The sequence below is a fragment of the Burkholderia sp. AU38729 genome (assembly GCF_020419725.1).
GTDB lineage: Bacteria > Pseudomonadota > Gammaproteobacteria > Burkholderiales > Burkholderiaceae > Burkholderia.
The window spans coordinates 336539-352155 of record NZ_JAIZQO010000002.1; the positions used below are offsets into that span (position 1 = coordinate 336539).

The window sequence follows — 15617 nt, forward strand, 5'->3', positions numbered from 1 at the left end:
TCACGCCGCGCTTCCGCCAACCCCATGCGCGCTCTCGAGCGCACCCCGCCAACCGCATGAATATATTAAGGAAAGCGAAAAAATGCCGGCCTTGCTCGATTCGCGAGCAGATTGTCAAACACTGTGACTTAATGGCCAGCGACTCCTACCGTCCCAGTGGGGCCGAACTGTAACAGGGATGTTACACAAGATCAACTTTGCGACGCTCGAATTCAGGATATTTGACGTTCATTCATCCCGCTCGAAAAAATATCCGCGTCGTCCATATCCCCGGCGACTCGAAGCACTGAGAATGACTGTCTGAAGTTCGAAAATCGGCATACTTCCGACGCCAATTGTTCCCCTCGCGCGGAATATGCCGGCCACACCGAAGCACATGCGTCCGGACGCGTCCGCCGAACCATTGAAACGAGCATCGCCGCCGGACGTCGCTCCACCCGTGTACCGGGATGGCCCATAATGCGTCCGACGCAGATTCTTCCGCCTTTCATTCAATGAGTTACTCGCTCGCCACCACCTACATCCGCGAACTCGAGATCCGCAAGAGCCGCTTCATCGCTTACGCGATTCCCGTCGACGACCGCGACGCCGCGATGCAGGCACTGCAACGCCTGCGCGACGAACATCCAGCCGCCACGCACGTGTGCTGGGCATTGCTGGCGGGCGGCCAATCGGGGATGTCGGACGACGGCGAGCCGTCGGGCACGGCGGGCCGGCCCATCCTGGAAGTGCTGCGCCATCACGATCTCGACGGTGTGCTCGGCGCGGTCGTCCGTTACTACGGCGGCGTGAAGCTCGGCGCGGGCGGGCTGGTGCGCGCGTACACCGATGCAATCGCGTCGGCGCTGCTCGATGCCGAGCGCGTCGAGCGGATCCGCTACACGCGGCTCGCCATCGAGATCGGCTACCCCGAGGAGGCGCGCGTGCGCCGCTGGATCGAACAGGCGGGCTACGAACTGGTGGACAGCGCGTACGGGATGACGGTCAAGCTCGTGATCAAGCTGCCTGAGACCGCCGACGCGAACGCGCGGACCGAGTTGTTCGACCTGACGCAAGGGCGATCGGGCTTTCCCGATCTGTAACGAGCGGCCGCTATCGTCCCCGCCCCGCCACCCCGCCGCCTGCAAATTCCGCCGAAAAATCAGATACGTCCGATAGAAAAACCGCGCACCGCCACTTAATCTCACCGAGTTCCCGGCGATTCGTGCCGTACACGTTTTATCCGCAGGCCGGCGCAGGCAGCACGCAACCGCTACCGGCCGAGGCGGCACGCCAAGGCCGGGCGTGCCGACGTGCGGTTCGTCACGCGTCGCCAATAATCAAAACTCGACTACGGGATAACGGACGCATGCATCAACTGCAGACACTGCAAGCCCAGCTTGCGGAACTCGATCGGCGCATCAAGGCGGCACGCAGCCGCGAACGCCGCGCGGTGCTGGCGCAAGTACGCGAGCTCGTCACCGGCTACGCGCTGACCGCGCGGGAAATCTTCGGGCAGGGTTACAGCGATCGCGCGAAGCTGTTTACGGTCGGTGCGAAGTATCGCGACCCGGCAACCGGCGCGACATGGAGCGGCCGCGGCCGTGCACCCACATGGATCGTCGGGCGCGACCGCACCGCGTTCCTGATCCGGGAGTAACGCGCGCCGCATTGCGCGGCGCGCCCGGTCATCGCATCGAATCCGCGCCTGCCGTTCAGTAAGTGTCCGGCACGATCATGTTGTCCGGCACCGGTCGACGGATGTAATCCTCGTGATGCTCACGCGGCGGCAGGTCGATCGGTGCGTGCGGCACCTCGTGATACGGCACCTGCTGCAGCAAGTGGTGAATGCAGTTCAGCCGCGCGCGCTTCTTGTCGACGGCCTGCACGACCCACCACGGCGCTTCCGGAATGTGCGTGCGCTGCAGCATCTCTTCCTTCGCGGCGGTATAGGCTTCCCAGCGGCGGCGGCTCTCGAGATCCATCGGGCTCAGCTTCCACTGCTTGAGCGGATCCTCGATCCGGCTCTGGAAGCGCACTTCCTGCTCGTGATCGGTGATCGAGAACCAGTACTTGACGATCTGGATTCCGCTACGCACCAGCATCTTCTCGAACTCGGGCACCGAACGGAAAAATTCCTCGTATTCCTCGTCGGTACAGAAGTTCATCACGCGCTCGACGCCCGCGCGGTTGTACCAGCTACGGTCGAACAGCACGATCTCGCCGCCGGCCGGCAGATGCGCGACATAGCGCTGGAAATACCATTGCGTGCGCTCGCGATTGTTCGGCGCCGGGAGCGCCGCCACGCGGCAGACGCGCGGGTTCAGCCGCTGCGTGATGCGCTTGATCGCACCGCCCTTGCCGGCCGCGTCGCGCCCCTCGAAAATGACGACGAGCCGGTGCCCGGTGCTCACGACCCAGTCCTGCAGCTTCACGAGCTCGCCCTGCAGCCGGAACAGCTCGCGGAAATACTCCTTGCGCGCCTCGCGGCGCTCCTGCGAAAACAGGAGGTCGTCGCTGTCGTCGAAGCGGCGATCGTCGAGCTCCATCTCGAGCTCTTCGTCGTAGGCGTCGACCAGATCTTCCTCGAAACGGCGCTGGCGCGCCTCCATCGATTCCATATCGGTGCGGTCGTCGGTCTCGGTGCGGGTATCGTTGTCGCCCATGGGGCCTCCTTCCATCATTGACGCAGCAAACGCAGACATTATCCCAGTGTCGCGCGTCAAATTCATGAAAAAGGGGCCGGCGCGCCGGTCAGAAGCGGAACGCGAGCAGCACGCTGGCCAGCACGGGGTTCGCGGAAATATCGAACGTGTTCGATGCGAGTTGCCGATTCGGCTGGTCGATGTCCAGCGTAATCTTCGTCCGTAACGGGATATAGGTCACCATGCCGGTGATCCAGAACTGGCGGGTGATCTGGTAGCTCGCGCCGACGGTGAACACCGGCTCCCACACGCTCTTCACCTTGGCCGACACGTTGGTCTTGCCCGACAGCAGTAGGTCGCCGCCGGCATCCCAGATCCGCTGGAACAGCGACGGGTCGAGCAGCAGCGACTGCAGGCTGCCGATGTCCGCGCCCGCCGCGAGCAGCCCGCCGAGCGACGCGAGCTTGCGCTGGAACACGGGATTCAGGTTCGTGTTCGTGAAGCGCGTATAGCTGACGCCGATGCCCGCGAACGGGCGAAAACGATCGTCGCGCTCGCCGAGGTAATACTTGAACACGACGGAGCCGAGCCACGCGCGCGTGGTCGCGAGCGGGTTGCTTTGCGTGTTCGCGAGGTCGATCAGCGGAAGGCGCCCCTGGACACCGGAAAAGATCCGGTCGAGCGGCAACGCGATGCTGCCGTGCCCGCGCAGCGTCAGTACCGGCGGAATGCCCCCGCCGAGTTCGGCCGCCCAGTTCTCGGAGAAAAAGTGGGTGAACGTGAAGGCCAGCGTGTTCGTATTGCTGAGCGACAGGCTCGAACCGGAGTTCTGGAAGCTGTTCAGCCCGAGTGCGTCCGTGTGCGTCGTCACCGGCGTCGATCGGCCGGTCGTGCCGACGAAGTGCCAGCCGAGGCCGACCATGTTGCGGTCGTCGCCCATCAGCTGCGTCAGCAGCGGCGGCGCCTGGGCGGCCGGCAGATCGGGCAGCCGCGACGCGTCGATCGGATGCAGTTCGTACGGCATCCGGTCGGCGTGGACGACACCGCCCGCCGGTGCGTCATCCGCCGTTGCATCGCGTGTCGCGGCCGGCTCGCAGCCGCCGGCTGCGCCGTTGTCGTCGAAGCCGATGCCGTCCGCGCCGTCCTCGCGTGTGGCCGCGCATGCGCGCCCCGCCCCGCGGGTCCGCTGGCCGAGCGTGATCTTGCGCGCCGTGAACGGTACGGCGTCGGGTTGCGGCGCATCGCCCGACTCGCCGCGGCCGCCGCGGGCCGGCCCCGCATCGGTCGCCCACGCGCTCGCATCGAACCCGTCCGCGTCGCCGCCCGGCCAGAAGCCGATCCCGTCCGCGCCGGCCTGCCAGCGCGGCGCGGCGTCGCCGTCCGGCTGCGGCGCGCCGTGCGCGGCGGCCGCGCACGCGAACAGCGTCGCGCCGAGCCAGCGCGACAGCGAGCGCACCGTGCCCGGCCGCGCGCGGCGGCGGTCCTTGTCCCAGCGCCTCATCGGCTCAGGCCGGCACGCCGAACAGGCGTTGACGGATGCGGTACAGCGGCTCGAACAGCCATTCGAGCAGGCTGCGCCGCTCCAGCACGATGTCGGCCTTCAGCATCATCCCGGCGCGCAGCGACAGCGGCCGCCCTTCGAATGCCGGCGTGCGCTCGGCCAGCTCGACCCAGGTCTTGAAGTAGGTCTGCGGCGTGGCGGCATCGCCCGGCAGGTTCAGCTCCTTCGCCGAAAACGCGACCGGCGAGATCGACAGCACCTTGCCGCGATACGTGCCGAACTTCTCGACCGGATAGCTGGCGTACGCCACCTTCACTTCCTGCCCCTTCTTCACGAAGCCGGCCTTCGACGACGGAATGTAGACCTCGGCGATCAGCCCGTCCGCCTTCGCGGGCAGGATCTCGACGACGCGCGTGCCCGGCGGATCGATCACGCCGCCCTGCACGACGTCGAGCCGCACGATCTGCCCGTCGGCCGGCGCGTACAGCACCTGGTTCACGTTCTCGTCGATGTTGTATTCCTTCGCGTTCAGCTCCTCCTGCTTGATCTTCAGTTCCGCGTTCGCACCATCGTACTTGCTCTGCATCGTGTCGAGGTCGCCGCGCAGCTTCATCGCGTTCTTCGCGAGTTCGGCGCGGCGCAGCAGCAGGTCCTGGTACGCCTGCCCGGCCTGCAGGTACTGCGTGTTGACCTGGTTGTACTGCTCGAGCGTCACGACCTGTTCGTCGAGCAGATGCTTCACGCGCGCGCGCCGTTCGCCGTACTCGTCGACGATGCGCTTCTGGTCCTGGATCTGCCGGTCGATCAGCCCGCGGCTTTCACCCTGCGCGGCAATCTGCTGATTGATCTGCTGCACCGACGACTTGTATTCGAGCCGCGCCGCGTCGATCTGCTGCGTGACCTCGACGCGCTGCCGGTCGAGCGCCGCGCGCAGCCCCTGCACGTTGTTCGCCTGGCTCACGAAGCTCGTGTCGCGTGTCACCGCAAGCAGGCGCTGGCCGGCCTTCACGTGCTGGTCCTTGCCGACGTAGACGTCGCGCACGGCCCAGCCCGGCGGCGCGCTGACGCCGATCAGCCCCGAGCGCGGCGTCAGCATCCCCGACACGCTCTCGGTGTTCGCATAGCTCAGCTCGACGAGCGCGGTCACGAACATCGCGAACATCGCAAGCGACAGGTAGCAGAAGAACCGCATCGACACCGGCACGTCGACGACACCGTGGATCACGGTGCCGAAGGTCGTGCCGCGCGCGAGCTTGCGCGACGGCTTCTGTTCTCGAAGGGCGGAATTCCAGGTCGGCATGGGGTGGGCTCGTCAGGAGCGACGCCGCGCGGCCGCATCGAGCAGCGGCGCCGGCATCAGGTAAGGCGTGAAGTGTTCCCAGAAATGCCACTGCTCGGGCTGGCGCACGAGCGCCTGCTCGAGCCGGTCGACGATGCGCTGGTGCGTCGCACGCACGGGCGACGCGTCGTCATCCGCGCCGAGCATCGGCGCGAGCGGGCTGGCCGCGAGCTCGGTGAAATGCACTGCGCAGCGATCGCGGAACGGCACGCCGGTCGCATACGCGACGAGCAGCGGAATCCCCTGCTCGACCGCGAGCTTCACGCCGCCGCCGGCCATCCGCACCCAGCGGCCGCCGAGCCGGCAGCGGTTGGTCTTGCCGAACTTGCCGTGCAGGTCGGAGAACAGCAGGAACACGGGCGCCTCGCGCCGCAGGCTCGTGATCAGCCGGCGCAGATGCACGCGCTCCTCGATGTCGATGAACTCGACTTCGCCGGCGCCGTATTCGGCGACGAGGCGCAGTGCATCGTCGAAGAACGCGCCCGGCGCATCGCGGTGCAGGATCACCATCAGCTTGCGGTCGTCGGGAATCATGAAACGCAGCTTCGTGACGAACAGCATCAGGTTGCCGAAGTGCAGCCCCGCGAGCATCAGCGGGCCGCCGCGCGCGAGCGCCGCCTGCAGGTGCGCGTCGCCTTCGCACGCCATTCCATCGATCATCGACTTCATCGATTCGAGGCTGTGCGACCGCAGCTTGAGCCCCGCGAACTCCGCTTCGAACAGCTCGCGCACGATCGCCGCCGACACTTCCCGCACGCGCCGCGGATCGTCGTTCAGGTGCGCGCCCAGCATGAACGCGACCGCGCGCTCGATCGACTCGCGAATGCATGGAAAGCAGCGCAGGCATGCGCCCGAGCACCAGCGCATCAGCCGCAGCCCGCGCGCGGGCGACGTGCGCAGCGCGACGGCGCGCACCACGCGCCGCACCAGGAACGCATACGAGAACGGATTGAGCAGAAAGAGTCGTCCGATCATCACCGCATCTCCTCGGCCGAACGCCACGCGTCGGTCACATCGGTCAGTACGCCGTCCTGCATCTCGTAGATCCGGTCGACCCGCGACAGGATCGACGCGTCGTGCGTGACGAGCACGATCGTGCACGGCAGCGTCAGCACGTTGCGGCAGATCTCGTGGGTCGTCGCCTGGTCGAGGTTCGATGAAAACTCGTCGAGGATCAGCAGGCGCGGCTCGCAATACAGCGCGCGTGCGATCAGGAGCCGCTGCATCTGGCCGGCCGACAGGAATTTCTGCGTGTCGCCGAGCGGCGTGTCGTAGCGATGGTCGAGCCGCTCGATCTCGTCGTGAATGCACGCGAGCTTCGCCGCATCGAACATCGCGCCGATCCGCGGCGCGGGCGCGAAATTCGTGATGTTGTCGCGGATCGTCCCGCGAAACAGCTGGTCGGACTGCGTGACGGCCGCGAGATGCTTGCGGTACTGCCGCAGGTTCACTTCCGCGAGATCGACGCCGCCGACGAACAGCGTGCCGGGCTCGGGCCGCACGAGCCCGCAGATCAGGTTCAACAGCGTCGTCTTGCCGCTGCCGGTACGGCCGACGATCGCGATCTTGCCGCCCGCCGGCACGTCGAGTGAGATGTCGCGCAGGATCGGGCGGTTGCCGCCCTTCGGCGTGTACGACAGCGCACGGATCGCCAGCGTGCCGTCGAAACCGTCGATCGGCCGCACGACCGCGTCGGGCGCGGGCTCCTCCGTCTCGGTCTGCAGCACGTCCGCGACGCGGTCCATGTGCACCTGCAACACCTTGCGGCGCACGTAGAGCTGGATCGAGTCGATGAACTTGTCGGCGAACAGGTTCTTGTACTGGATGAATGCGTAGATCACGCCGATCGTGCTCTGCCCATGCATCACGAGCCACGCGCCGTACGTGACGATCACGAGCTGCTCGACGTGCACGATCCCTTTCGAGATCGCATCGAACAGCAACTGCAGCCGCTCCTGCTGGCGCATCGCCTGCAGCTTCTGCGTGAACGCGTTCACCCACAGGCTGCTGCGCGCGGTCTCGGCCGACAGCAGCTTGATCGAGTGCGCGGAGCGAATGTTCTCGATCAGCAGCGCGTCGGCTTCGGCGCCGCGCGTGAGGATCTGCGACATCGCGTCCTGCAGCTGCGGCTGGATCGCGAGCCGGCTCAGCGCGAACAGCACCATCCCCGCGAGACTGATGCCGGCCAGCACCGGGCTGTAATACAGCATCAGCACGAGCGTCAGCGTGCAGGTGACGATATTGAGCAGCCCGCCGACGAGGCCATCGACGAGAAAGCGCCCGACTTCCGACACCGACGACACGCGCGAGATCGAATCGCCGGTGTTGTGGAACAGGAAATAGCCGATCGGCAGCCGCGCGAGATGCCCGACCATGTTCGCCGACAACTGCTGCGACACGATGTTGCGCAGGTAGCTCTTGATGTTGCCGACGAGGTTCGAGTAGAGCGTATCGAACAGGAACACGATCGCGAACAGGATCGTCAGCAGGTACAGGATGTCGACGTCGGTCTTCTTCAGCGCCTCGTCGATCGTCAGCTGCACGTACGACGGGCCGAGCAGCAGCAGGAGCTGCGCGGCGACGCCGCCCGCGATGCCGATCGCGAGGCTCTTGCGGATGCCGGTCAGCCCTTCGAGGTAGTCGCGCAGCCGGATCCGGTCGGCCTGCCCCGCCCGCGTGAAGCCGATGTCCGGATTCAGTTCGAGCGCGTAGCCGGTGATGTGCGTGAGCGCCTGCGCGAGCGGCAGCTTCGTCTCGCCGAGCGCGGGATCGACGATGTGCACGCTGCCGTAGCCGACCTTCGTCAGCACGACATAGTGGTTCATCCCCCAGTGCAGGATGCACGGCGTCTTGAGCGCGTCGAGTTCGCCCGCGTCGAACTGCAGCCCGCGTGCGCGCAGGCCGAGATCGTTCGCGATCTCCATCAGGTCGAAGAACGACAGCCCGGAATCGATCCGCACCGGATAGCGGTTGCGCAGCGTGCGCAACGTGGTTTCGCGCCCGTGCCACGACGCGATCATCGCGAGGCAGGCCAGGCCGCACTCCGTCACCTCGTCCTGCAGGACCGGACGGACTTTACGCGTATTGAAGAGCATGGTCGGGCACCCGGGGCGCGACGACGCGCCGCCCGGGCCGGCCGCTAGCGGGCCCGGGGCGGGTCGTGCGCGATACGCATGGGCGCAGCCGGCACGCTGCCGGCTGCGACGGAAGATCGGTGTTACCGGCTGCTGGGCGGGCCGCTCAGCGCGACGAACCGAGCGACATCCGGAACTGTTCGACGGCGCGGGTCTGGTACTGGGTCATCAGGCCCTGGAGCGTGGTCCCGATCGACTGGTTGACGAGATCGACCGTATAGGCGGCCGAATTGGAGTAAAGCGACGCGCCGCCTCGAATCTGGCGGGCCTGTTCTTCCGTGATGTCTCGCATTTGTCGTGGCCTTTATATTGTCGGAATGCCCGCCACCGTCAGCCAATTGCAATCTCAATGGCCGTTAACTTTATTACGGGGATAATCCGGCACTCCTGCCTCCTGATAATCGCCCGAATCGAAAATAACGCATTCGGATTCGCTTTATTTCCACTGCGGCGATCGATTCCTTTCCTTCTGTTTCGCAGCATTTCACGCGGGGGGCGCCTCCCCGCGCACGGCGGTTACTTGCCGGTGTTATTGAACGTCTTCGGGTTCTGCAGGTAATTACCGAGACTCGGCAGGAACTGGCCGAGCGCGGTCACCACCGGCGCGGCGTCAACGGCGAGGCTACCCAGCGAGCTGATCGCACCGCCGCCATGCACATTCCTGACCTGTTCCGTCGTCATGACCTTCATCATTCTCTCCTCGTAAAAAATAAAGATGACGCAAAGAACCTTCATTGAAAGACAAACGGCTTTTAATCCCTAGCGACTTGTTTATCTAATAATCACCGCGATTACGAGCCGAAATCAGGCTATCATGCGAGCGCATCGAAATTCAATGGAGGACACACTCTTACAGTGGTGTTTTCCGATGCACCACGATTGGCAGGCATTCACGCTGTTTGAATTTCAATTTCAATACGTTTAAATCCCGCCGCAATGCGTTGCGGCATGGGCAGGAGACGGAGACGGCCATGTTTGAAACGAGGCGCGCGAATCGCGGAGCGGCAACGCGGAATGCGGGTAATTCCCTATCAAGATTTTCGACTAGGTGGAATCCCCGACTTGCAACCATGACATTGTTCGCTGTAACGATAAGCAGCCTGTCCGCGAACGCGCATGCGTTCTGCCTCGACACCGCGTTCCAGTACGCGGTCGTGCACGATCCGCGCTACCTGCAGGCGCGCAGCGAATACGACGCGGCCCGCCAGAAATTCCCGGAAGCGCGCGCGCAGATGCTGCCGCAGGCCGCCGCGCAACTCGAATGGGGACGCTACGGGACGCACGCGAACCTGTTCGGCATCGACGTCAGCGGGTCGAGCAATGCCGCATACGGTTCCGCGCAGGTCACGCAGGCGCTGTTCAACGTGCCCTACGTGTACGACATGCGGCGCGCGACCGAGTACGAGGAATCGGCGAAACAGAAGCTCGAGGTGGCGCGTCAGGACCTGATCCTGCGCGTCGCGAACGCGTGCTTCGACCTGCTGAGCGCGCGCGAGAAACTGCAGTCGGCCGACGACGAAGTGAACGCGCTCACCCGGCTCGAAAGCGACACGCGGCGCATGGCGCAGCTCGGGATGAAGACGATCGGCGATACGGCCGAAATCGAGGCGCGCCGCAGCCTCGCGCAATCCGACGAAGCCCTCGCGCAAACCGACGTCGACGCACGCCGTGCGCGCTACGAGACGCTGCTCGGTTCGACGATCGATTTCTCGCGCTGGCCGCGGCTCGCGATGCGCGGGTCGTCGCCGCGGATTCCGTCGGGCGACTACGCACCGCAGGACAACCCCGCATACCGGCAGGCATATCGCGACGTCGAGGTCGCGCGGCTCGCCGCGAAGCGCGTCAGCGCCGAGCACTTGCCGACCGTCGACCTGTTCGCGTCGTATTCGCGCGGGCTCAACCCGAACCTGCGCGGGCTCACCGATCGCTCCGACTTCCATCAGAGCGCGGTCGGCGTGCAGGTGACGATTCCGATCTTCTCCGGCGGCAGCGTGTACTACCGGCAGGTGGAAGCCGAACACGTGACCGAGCAATACCGCAACCGGCTGCGCGAGGTCGAGGAGCAACTGGGCACCGATCATCGCGAGGCGCTGTCCGCGCTCGAATCGGTCGGCAAGCGCATCCGCGCGCTGCAGCAGTCGCTGCAGGCCGCGCGGCTCGCGTACGATTCGTCGATGAAGGCGCATCAGGTCGGCTACAGCACGACGTACGAAACGCTGAACCTGCGCCGTGATATCTCGGGCATCCGGCAGAAGCTGTTCGACAGCTATCTCGATGCGCTGAAGCTGCAACTGAAGCTGAAAAGCGTGCTGGGTACGCTCGACGAACAGTCGCTGATCGCGGTGGACAGCTTCCTCGAAAGCAACGCCGCGAACGACCGGAGTTGAATGCGGCACGAGCCCGGTCGCCGCTCGTCAGTCGGGCGGCGGCAACACGACCGTGTCCTCCGGCCCGAGCACGCGCCCGTCCTGCGAACGCAGTTCGAGCTTCCTGACCGGCAAACCGCTCTTCCGGTCGACGAGCAGCACGTGTGCCTCGTCCGGTTCGAAGAAGAAATCCTCGCCCCACTGCCGCAGCGCGACGAGCAGCGGAAACAGACCACGCCCTTTCTCGGTCAGCACGTATTCGTGATGCGCGCCGCCGTCCGCGGCCGGCACGATGTCCATGATCCCGTGCGCGACCAGGTTGCGCAGGCGCGCGGCCAGGATGTTCTTGGCCAGCCCGAGATTCTTCTGGAATTCGCCGAAGCGGCGCAGCCCGTCGAACGCGTCGCGGACGATCAGCAGCGACCACCAGTCGCCGATCGCGTCCAGCGGGCGGGCTACGCCGCAAAGGGAATCTTCGTGCGTGGTTCGTCTGTTCATCGATGCATGGGGCGATGCCGTTCCCGGCATGCGGGCGGAACGGCGGTCGTTTCCGTTGAAATGAATGGTTGCAATATAAAACTCGTTGCACGAAAGATCAATCTCCCGGGGCCCGACTGTTCGCGATCGGCGAATTGAGCGGTCGATTCGAACGCGATTGGCATTCCAGCGCATACATCCGCGTCAATGCTTTAATGCTGCGTTCCCTTCCGGCACATCATCGCGCACCCGTATTCCAGTCACGCGGCCAGCCGTCCAGTCACGATTTTGGTTGCAACTTGAAACCCAATATCCTACGCTTTGACTCGGTTTCAATTTGAAACCAAACTATCCGACTATCCGAAGGAGCGTTCGATGATCCGGTCCGATGCCACGTTCGACGGCACCTTTCCATTCGCCCCGCATTTCGACGACGCATCCGGCTTCCGGATGCACTACGTGGACGAAGGTCCGCACGACGGCGAAACCCTCCTGTGCCTGCATGGCGAACCCACTTGGGGTTATCTGTTCCGCCATCTGATTGCCGCGCTGAGTCCGACGCACCGCGTCGTCGTCCCCGATCACATGGGCTTCGGCAAAAGCGCGACGCCGCAGGACCGCAGCTACTGGCTGCAGGACCATGTCGACAACCTGGAGCGCTTCGTGCTCGCGCGCGGCCTCGATCGCATCACGCTCGTGATGCACGATTTCGGCGGCCCGGTCGGCATGGGGCTGGCTACGCGGCATCCGGATCGCATCCGGCGGATCGTGTCCGCGAACGGGCCGACGCCGTTCGGCCAGCCCGACCTGGTCGAACGACTGAACGCGAACGGTCGCGCTGCGCCGTGGTTCCAGTGGATCATGCGTGCGGCGGCGAACGATACGCTGGAGACAGTGCTCGGTCAGCTCGGCTTCAACATCCTGAGCACGCTGAAGCTGAACGGGTTCGAAAATCACGCGGTGATCAACGACACGTGGATCGCCGCATACGGTGCGCCGTTCGCGCAACCGGAAGACTGCGTCGGCGCGATCGGATGGGCCCGCGGGTTTGCCGCTGGCACGCATCGGTTCGAGGCGCCCGATGCGGCGGCGCTGCGCGCGATACGCGAAAAGCCCGCGCTCGCGATCTGGGGAGACGCCGACCGAACGCTCGGCGCCGAACACTTCCTGCCGCTCTTCACGGCACTGTTTCCGTCCGCGCCCGTCGAACGGCTGACGGGCGTCGGGCACTACTGCTTCGAGGATGCGCCCGACGTCATTGCGTCACGCATCGCCGAATTCGTCCGGACCACCGGCTGAGTGTATTCCGCAGCCGGCGGCACGATGCCCGGCTGCGGAACACCGCGTGCGCGGCCGCCTTCGCCACCGCGCACGCGCAACTTCACGTCAGTGGATGATCCGCGTCACGCCACGCCCACGCGGGTCGGCCATCGCCTCCGGCGTCTTGCCGTCGATCTTGATCACCTGGATGTCGCCGCTGAAATCCTGCCCCTTCAGCGTATAGCCGCGCGCCTCGATCTGCTTCGCGAGTTCGCCTTCGATCGGGTGGTACGGCTCCCAGAAGATCGTGTTCGGCGGCAGCAGCTGGTGATGGAAGCGCATCGCGCCGACGGCCTCCTTCAACGGCATCTTGAAGTCGTAGATGTTGTTGATCACCTGGAAGATCGACGTGAAGATGCGCGAGCCGCCCGGCGTGCCAATCACGAGCGACACCTTGCCGTCCTTGGTCATGATCGTCGGCGACATCGACGACAGCGGACGCTTCTTCGGTTCGATCGCGTTCGCGTCGCTGCCGACCACGCCGAACATGTTCGCGACGCCCGGCTTCGCGGAGAAGTCGTCCATCTCGTCGTTCAGCACGATGCCCGTGCCGTCGGCGATCACGCCCGAGCCGAAATAGCCGTTGATCGTGTACGTGTTCGACACTGCATTGCCCCACTTGTCGACCACCGAGAAGTGCGTCGTTTCAGCCTTCTCCGGCATCGTCGTGCCGAGGCCCGGCTGCACGCTCTTCGTATCCGACGGCTCCTTCGGGTTGACTTCGCCCGCCCGCTTCGCGATGTAAGCGTCGTCGGTCAGCTGCGCGATCGGCACCTTGTAGAAATCCGGATCGCCGAGATACTGCGCACGATCGGCGAACACGCGCTTCTCGATTTCCGCGACGAGGTGGATGTACTGCGGCGAGTTGAGCTTCACGCCCTCGAAGTCCTGCTTGAGGTCGGCCTTCATCTTCAGCAGCTGCACGAGGCCGATGCCGCCCGAACTCGGAGGCGGCGCGGTGATCACGTCATAGCCGTTCCACTTCGCCTGCACCGGCTGGCGCCACACCGCGCGGTACTGCGCGAGATCCTCGGTGGTGATCAGCCCGTTGCCGTCACCGGTCTTCATCGACGCGGCGATCAGCTCGGCCGTCTTGCCCTTGTAGAAACCTTCCGCGCCGTCGTTCGCGATGCGCGTGAGCACGTCGGCGAGATCCGGCTGCTTGAAGTTCACGCCCGCCTTCAGCCCGGAGAAATACTTGTCGAAGTTGGTCTTGCCGCCGAACTCCTTCGATGCGTCGACGCCGCGCTGCGCGAGCTGCTCGTCGACGACGAAGCCGTCACGCGCATAGTGGATCGCCGGCGCGAGCACCTGCTTCCACTTCAGCTTGCCGAAGCGTTTCTGCGCTTCCCACATGCCCGCGACCGTGCCCGGCACGCCGACCGCGCGCGGGCCGTACAGGCTCATGCCCTTGACGACGTTGCCGTCCTTGTCGAGATACATGTCCTTCGTCGCGGCAAGCGGCGCGCGCTCGCGGTAATCGATGAAGTACGGCTTGCCGTCCTTGTAGATCGTCATGAAGCCGCCACCGCCGATGTTGCCGGCTTCCGGATACGTGACGGCGAGCGTGAATGCGATCGCGACGGCCGCGTCGATCGCGTTGCCGCCTTCCTTGAAGATCCGCTCCGCGGCATCCGCGCTGTACTTGTCGGCCACCGCGACCGCCGAACTCGTCAGGATGGCCGGCTGCGGCCCCTTCGCATAGACGGGCGCGTTCGGCAGGAAGCCGATGCCGGCCACCGTCGCGAGCACGACGGCGGATGATTTGAAGCGATTCAGCGTAGTCATTGCATGTCCCCCATGTGGATCTCCTTCAGGCAGGAAAAGCACCTGTTCCGCATGGCCGCTGGCGCGCCGACGGCCACATCCGGTCTCGTAGTATAGGGGGACAAAAAGGGTCGAACACGGGGCGTGCCGCGAAAGCGCATTCGTCATGTGCGCGACGTCATGTCGAGGCATCCGAACAGGGATGCGAATCGGTCGAAATGGCACGCGGTACCCGTCATCACGCAACGCACAAAAAACCGAAAGTTGCGAACCGCGCGGAATGCCACACGGGACGTGCAAAAAAATCTGCAAACGTCCCTCCCGCTGCGTGGGCCGATCTGCGAAGATAGCGCCCCGCTTTCGCGGTGCATCATTTTTCGTGCACGCATCGCTTCACGTTTCTTCGTCTCGCTTCCTATGGCATCACACAATGCGCATCATGCGTCCGGCTTCGCGGCCGGTGTCGCCGCAGCCGTCCTCGTCGCACAAACCGGCGCAACCGGCCCGTGGCATTCGGGCCTGTTCGCCGCGTTCGCGGCCGGCGTCGCGGGCGGCACCGCGCCCGACTGGCTCGAAGTCGCATGGTGGAGCCGCAAGCGCCGTTTGTGGATCACGCATCGCACCGTCACGCACTGGGGCATCGGCTGGATCGCGCTGCTGGCGCTCGGATGGCACGGGCTCATCCATCATCCGCATCCGCTGTGGGCCGCGCCGCTGTTCGGCTTCGCATGCGGCGGCTTGATGCACCTGCTCGCCGACTGGCCGAACCCGCTCGGCGTGCCGTGGATCTGGCGGCGTCACTCGCTCAACCTGTGGAAGAGCGGGCATTGCGACCTGATCGTCGTAGCCGCCGCATGGGGCGGCACGCTGTGGCTCGCGCAGTCGCTGTGCTCGCGTGCACCGCTGCTCGAGCACTGGCTCGGCTGGCTCAATCGCGTTTAATTGCAATTCGACGCAATTCGGCACGCGATCGGCGTGCCGACGCGCATGCAACTTTCCGTTCGTTGAAAATGCGGTGAAGGCCCCCATCTGAATGTGAATCGTCGCCACACGTGCCCGGCGCGCACGCGCGACGTCTGGCACACTGAC

The 15617-nt window shown here is 65.1% G+C and carries 14 protein-coding genes; 5 read left to right on the forward strand and 9 right to left on the reverse strand.

Annotation, left to right across the window (positions count from 1 at the left end):
* Positions 1-494 precede the first annotated feature (494 nt).
* The gene (locus tag LGM56_RS06560) at positions 495-1082 is read left to right on the forward strand and encodes an IMPACT family protein (protein WP_089497149.1); all 588 of its coding nucleotides are present in this window, start codon (positions 495-497) and stop codon (positions 1080-1082) included.
* Between the two features lie 266 nt (positions 1083-1348).
* Positions 1349-1639, forward strand: coding sequence for an H-NS family nucleoid-associated regulatory protein (locus LGM56_RS06565; RefSeq protein WP_089497150.1), 291 nt, complete (start codon positions 1349-1351; stop codon positions 1637-1639).
* Positions 1640-1694: 55 nt separating this feature from the next.
* On the opposite strand, the gene ppk2 is transcribed toward LGM56_RS06565, so the two are convergent.
* The 7 genes from ppk2 to LGM56_RS06600 all read right to left on the reverse strand — a co-directional run bounded on the left by ppk2 (position 1695) and on the right by LGM56_RS06600 (position 9288).
* On the reverse strand, positions 1695-2645 hold the full coding sequence (gene ppk2 / locus LGM56_RS06570) for a polyphosphate kinase 2 (RefSeq protein WP_089427680.1): 951 nt from the start codon (positions 2643-2645) through the stop codon (positions 1695-1697).
* Positions 2646-2733: 88 nt separating this feature from the next.
* Entirely contained in the window at positions 2734-4125 is a 1392-nt protein-coding gene (locus LGM56_RS06575; protein WP_226203644.1) for an OmpW/AlkL family protein, read from the reverse strand.
* A 4-nt stretch (positions 4126-4129) separates the two neighbouring features.
* The gene (locus LGM56_RS06580) at positions 4130-5425 is read right to left on the reverse strand and encodes an HlyD family secretion protein (RefSeq protein ID WP_226203646.1); all 1296 of its coding nucleotides are present in this window, start codon (positions 5423-5425) and stop codon (positions 4130-4132) included.
* A gap of 12 nt (positions 5426-5437) precedes the next feature.
* The gene (locus tag LGM56_RS06585) at positions 5438-6442 is read right to left on the reverse strand and encodes a hypothetical protein (protein WP_226203648.1); all 1005 of its coding nucleotides are present in this window, start codon (positions 6440-6442) and stop codon (positions 5438-5440) included.
* The gene (locus tag LGM56_RS06590; RefSeq protein ID WP_226203650.1) at positions 6439-8559 is read right to left on the reverse strand and encodes a peptidase domain-containing ABC transporter; all 2121 of its coding nucleotides are present in this window, start codon (positions 8557-8559) and stop codon (positions 6439-6441) included. Before LGM56_RS06590 ends, LGM56_RS06585 begins: the two co-directional genes overlap by 4 nt.
* Positions 8560-8704: 145 nt before the next feature.
* A complete protein-coding gene (locus tag LGM56_RS06595; RefSeq protein ID WP_027791386.1) occupies positions 8705-8890 on the reverse strand; it encodes a hypothetical protein in 186 nt (61 codons plus the stop codon).
* Between the two features lie 224 nt (positions 8891-9114).
* Entirely contained in the window at positions 9115-9288 is a 174-nt protein-coding gene (locus LGM56_RS06600; protein WP_006495012.1) for a hypothetical protein, read from the reverse strand.
* 281 nt (positions 9289-9569) lie between these two features.
* Here LGM56_RS06600 and LGM56_RS06605 point away from each other — a divergent pair, with 281 nt between their 5' ends.
* Entirely contained in the window at positions 9570-10985 is a 1416-nt protein-coding gene (locus LGM56_RS06605) for a TolC family protein (RefSeq protein ID WP_226203652.1), read from the forward strand.
* A 27-nt stretch (positions 10986-11012) separates the two neighbouring features.
* Here the strand turns inward: LGM56_RS06605 and LGM56_RS06610 are convergent, their stop codons facing one another.
* Positions 11013-11462, reverse strand: coding sequence for a winged helix-turn-helix transcriptional regulator (locus tag LGM56_RS06610; protein ID WP_039356969.1), 450 nt, complete (start codon positions 11460-11462; stop codon positions 11013-11015).
* A 354-nt stretch (positions 11463-11816) separates the two neighbouring features.
* Here LGM56_RS06610 and LGM56_RS06615 point away from each other — a divergent pair, with 354 nt between their 5' ends.
* Positions 11817-12740, forward strand: coding sequence for an alpha/beta fold hydrolase (locus LGM56_RS06615; RefSeq protein WP_226203654.1), 924 nt, complete (start codon positions 11817-11819; stop codon positions 12738-12740).
* 87 nt (positions 12741-12827) lie between these two features.
* On the opposite strand, the gene ggt is transcribed toward LGM56_RS06615, so the two are convergent.
* Positions 12828-14549, reverse strand: a complete 1722-nt coding sequence (ggt, locus tag LGM56_RS06620) for a gamma-glutamyltransferase (protein ID WP_089497157.1) — start codon at positions 14547-14549, stop codon at positions 12828-12830.
* Positions 14550-14945: 396 nt separating this feature from the next.
* On the opposite strand from ggt, the gene LGM56_RS06625 reads away from it, so the two are divergent.
* Positions 14946-15470: a metal-dependent hydrolase gene (locus LGM56_RS06625; protein ID WP_089497158.1), complete on the forward strand. Its 525-nt coding sequence runs from the start codon at positions 14946-14948 to the stop codon at positions 15468-15470.
* The last annotated feature ends 147 nt before the right edge of the window (positions 15471-15617 follow it).

Bases quoted from the DNA above. Each gene is read 5' to 3' on its own strand.
- LGM56_RS06610 (WP_039356969.1), bottom strand. From the start codon at position 11,462: ATGAACAGACGAACCACGCACGAAGATTCCCTTTGCGGCGTAGCCCGC.
- LGM56_RS06565 (WP_089497150.1), top strand. From the start codon at position 1,349: ATGCATCAACTGCAGACACTGCAAGCCCAGCTTGCGGAACTCGATCGG.
- LGM56_RS06625 (WP_089497158.1), top strand. From the start codon at position 14,946: ATGGCATCACACAATGCGCATCATGCGTCCGGCTTCGCGGCCGGTGTC.
- LGM56_RS06590 (WP_226203650.1), bottom strand. From the start codon at position 8,559: ATGCTCTTCAATACGCGTAAAGTCCGTCCGGTCCTGCAGGACGAGGTG.
- LGM56_RS06595 (WP_027791386.1), bottom strand. From the start codon at position 8,890: ATGCGAGACATCACGGAAGAACAGGCCCGCCAGATTCGAGGCGGCGCG.
- LGM56_RS06575 (WP_226203644.1), bottom strand. From the start codon at position 4,125: ATGAGGCGCTGGGACAAGGACCGCCGCCGCGCGCGGCCGGGCACGGTG.
- LGM56_RS06580 (WP_226203646.1), bottom strand. From the start codon at position 5,425: ATGCCGACCTGGAATTCCGCCCTTCGAGAACAGAAGCCGTCGCGCAAG.
- ppk2 (WP_089427680.1), bottom strand. From the start codon at position 2,645: ATGGGCGACAACGATACCCGCACCGAGACCGACGACCGCACCGATATG.
- LGM56_RS06605 (WP_226203652.1), top strand. From the start codon at position 9,570: ATGTTTGAAACGAGGCGCGCGAATCGCGGAGCGGCAACGCGGAATGCG.
- LGM56_RS06600 (WP_006495012.1), bottom strand. From the start codon at position 9,288: ATGAAGGTCATGACGACGGAACAGGTCAGGAATGTGCATGGCGGCGGT.
- ggt (WP_089497157.1), bottom strand. From the start codon at position 14,549: ATGACTACGCTGAATCGCTTCAAATCATCCGCCGTCGTGCTCGCGACG.
- LGM56_RS06560 (WP_089497149.1), top strand. From the start codon at position 495: ATGAGTTACTCGCTCGCCACCACCTACATCCGCGAACTCGAGATCCGC.
- LGM56_RS06615 (WP_226203654.1), top strand. From the start codon at position 11,817: ATGATCCGGTCCGATGCCACGTTCGACGGCACCTTTCCATTCGCCCCG.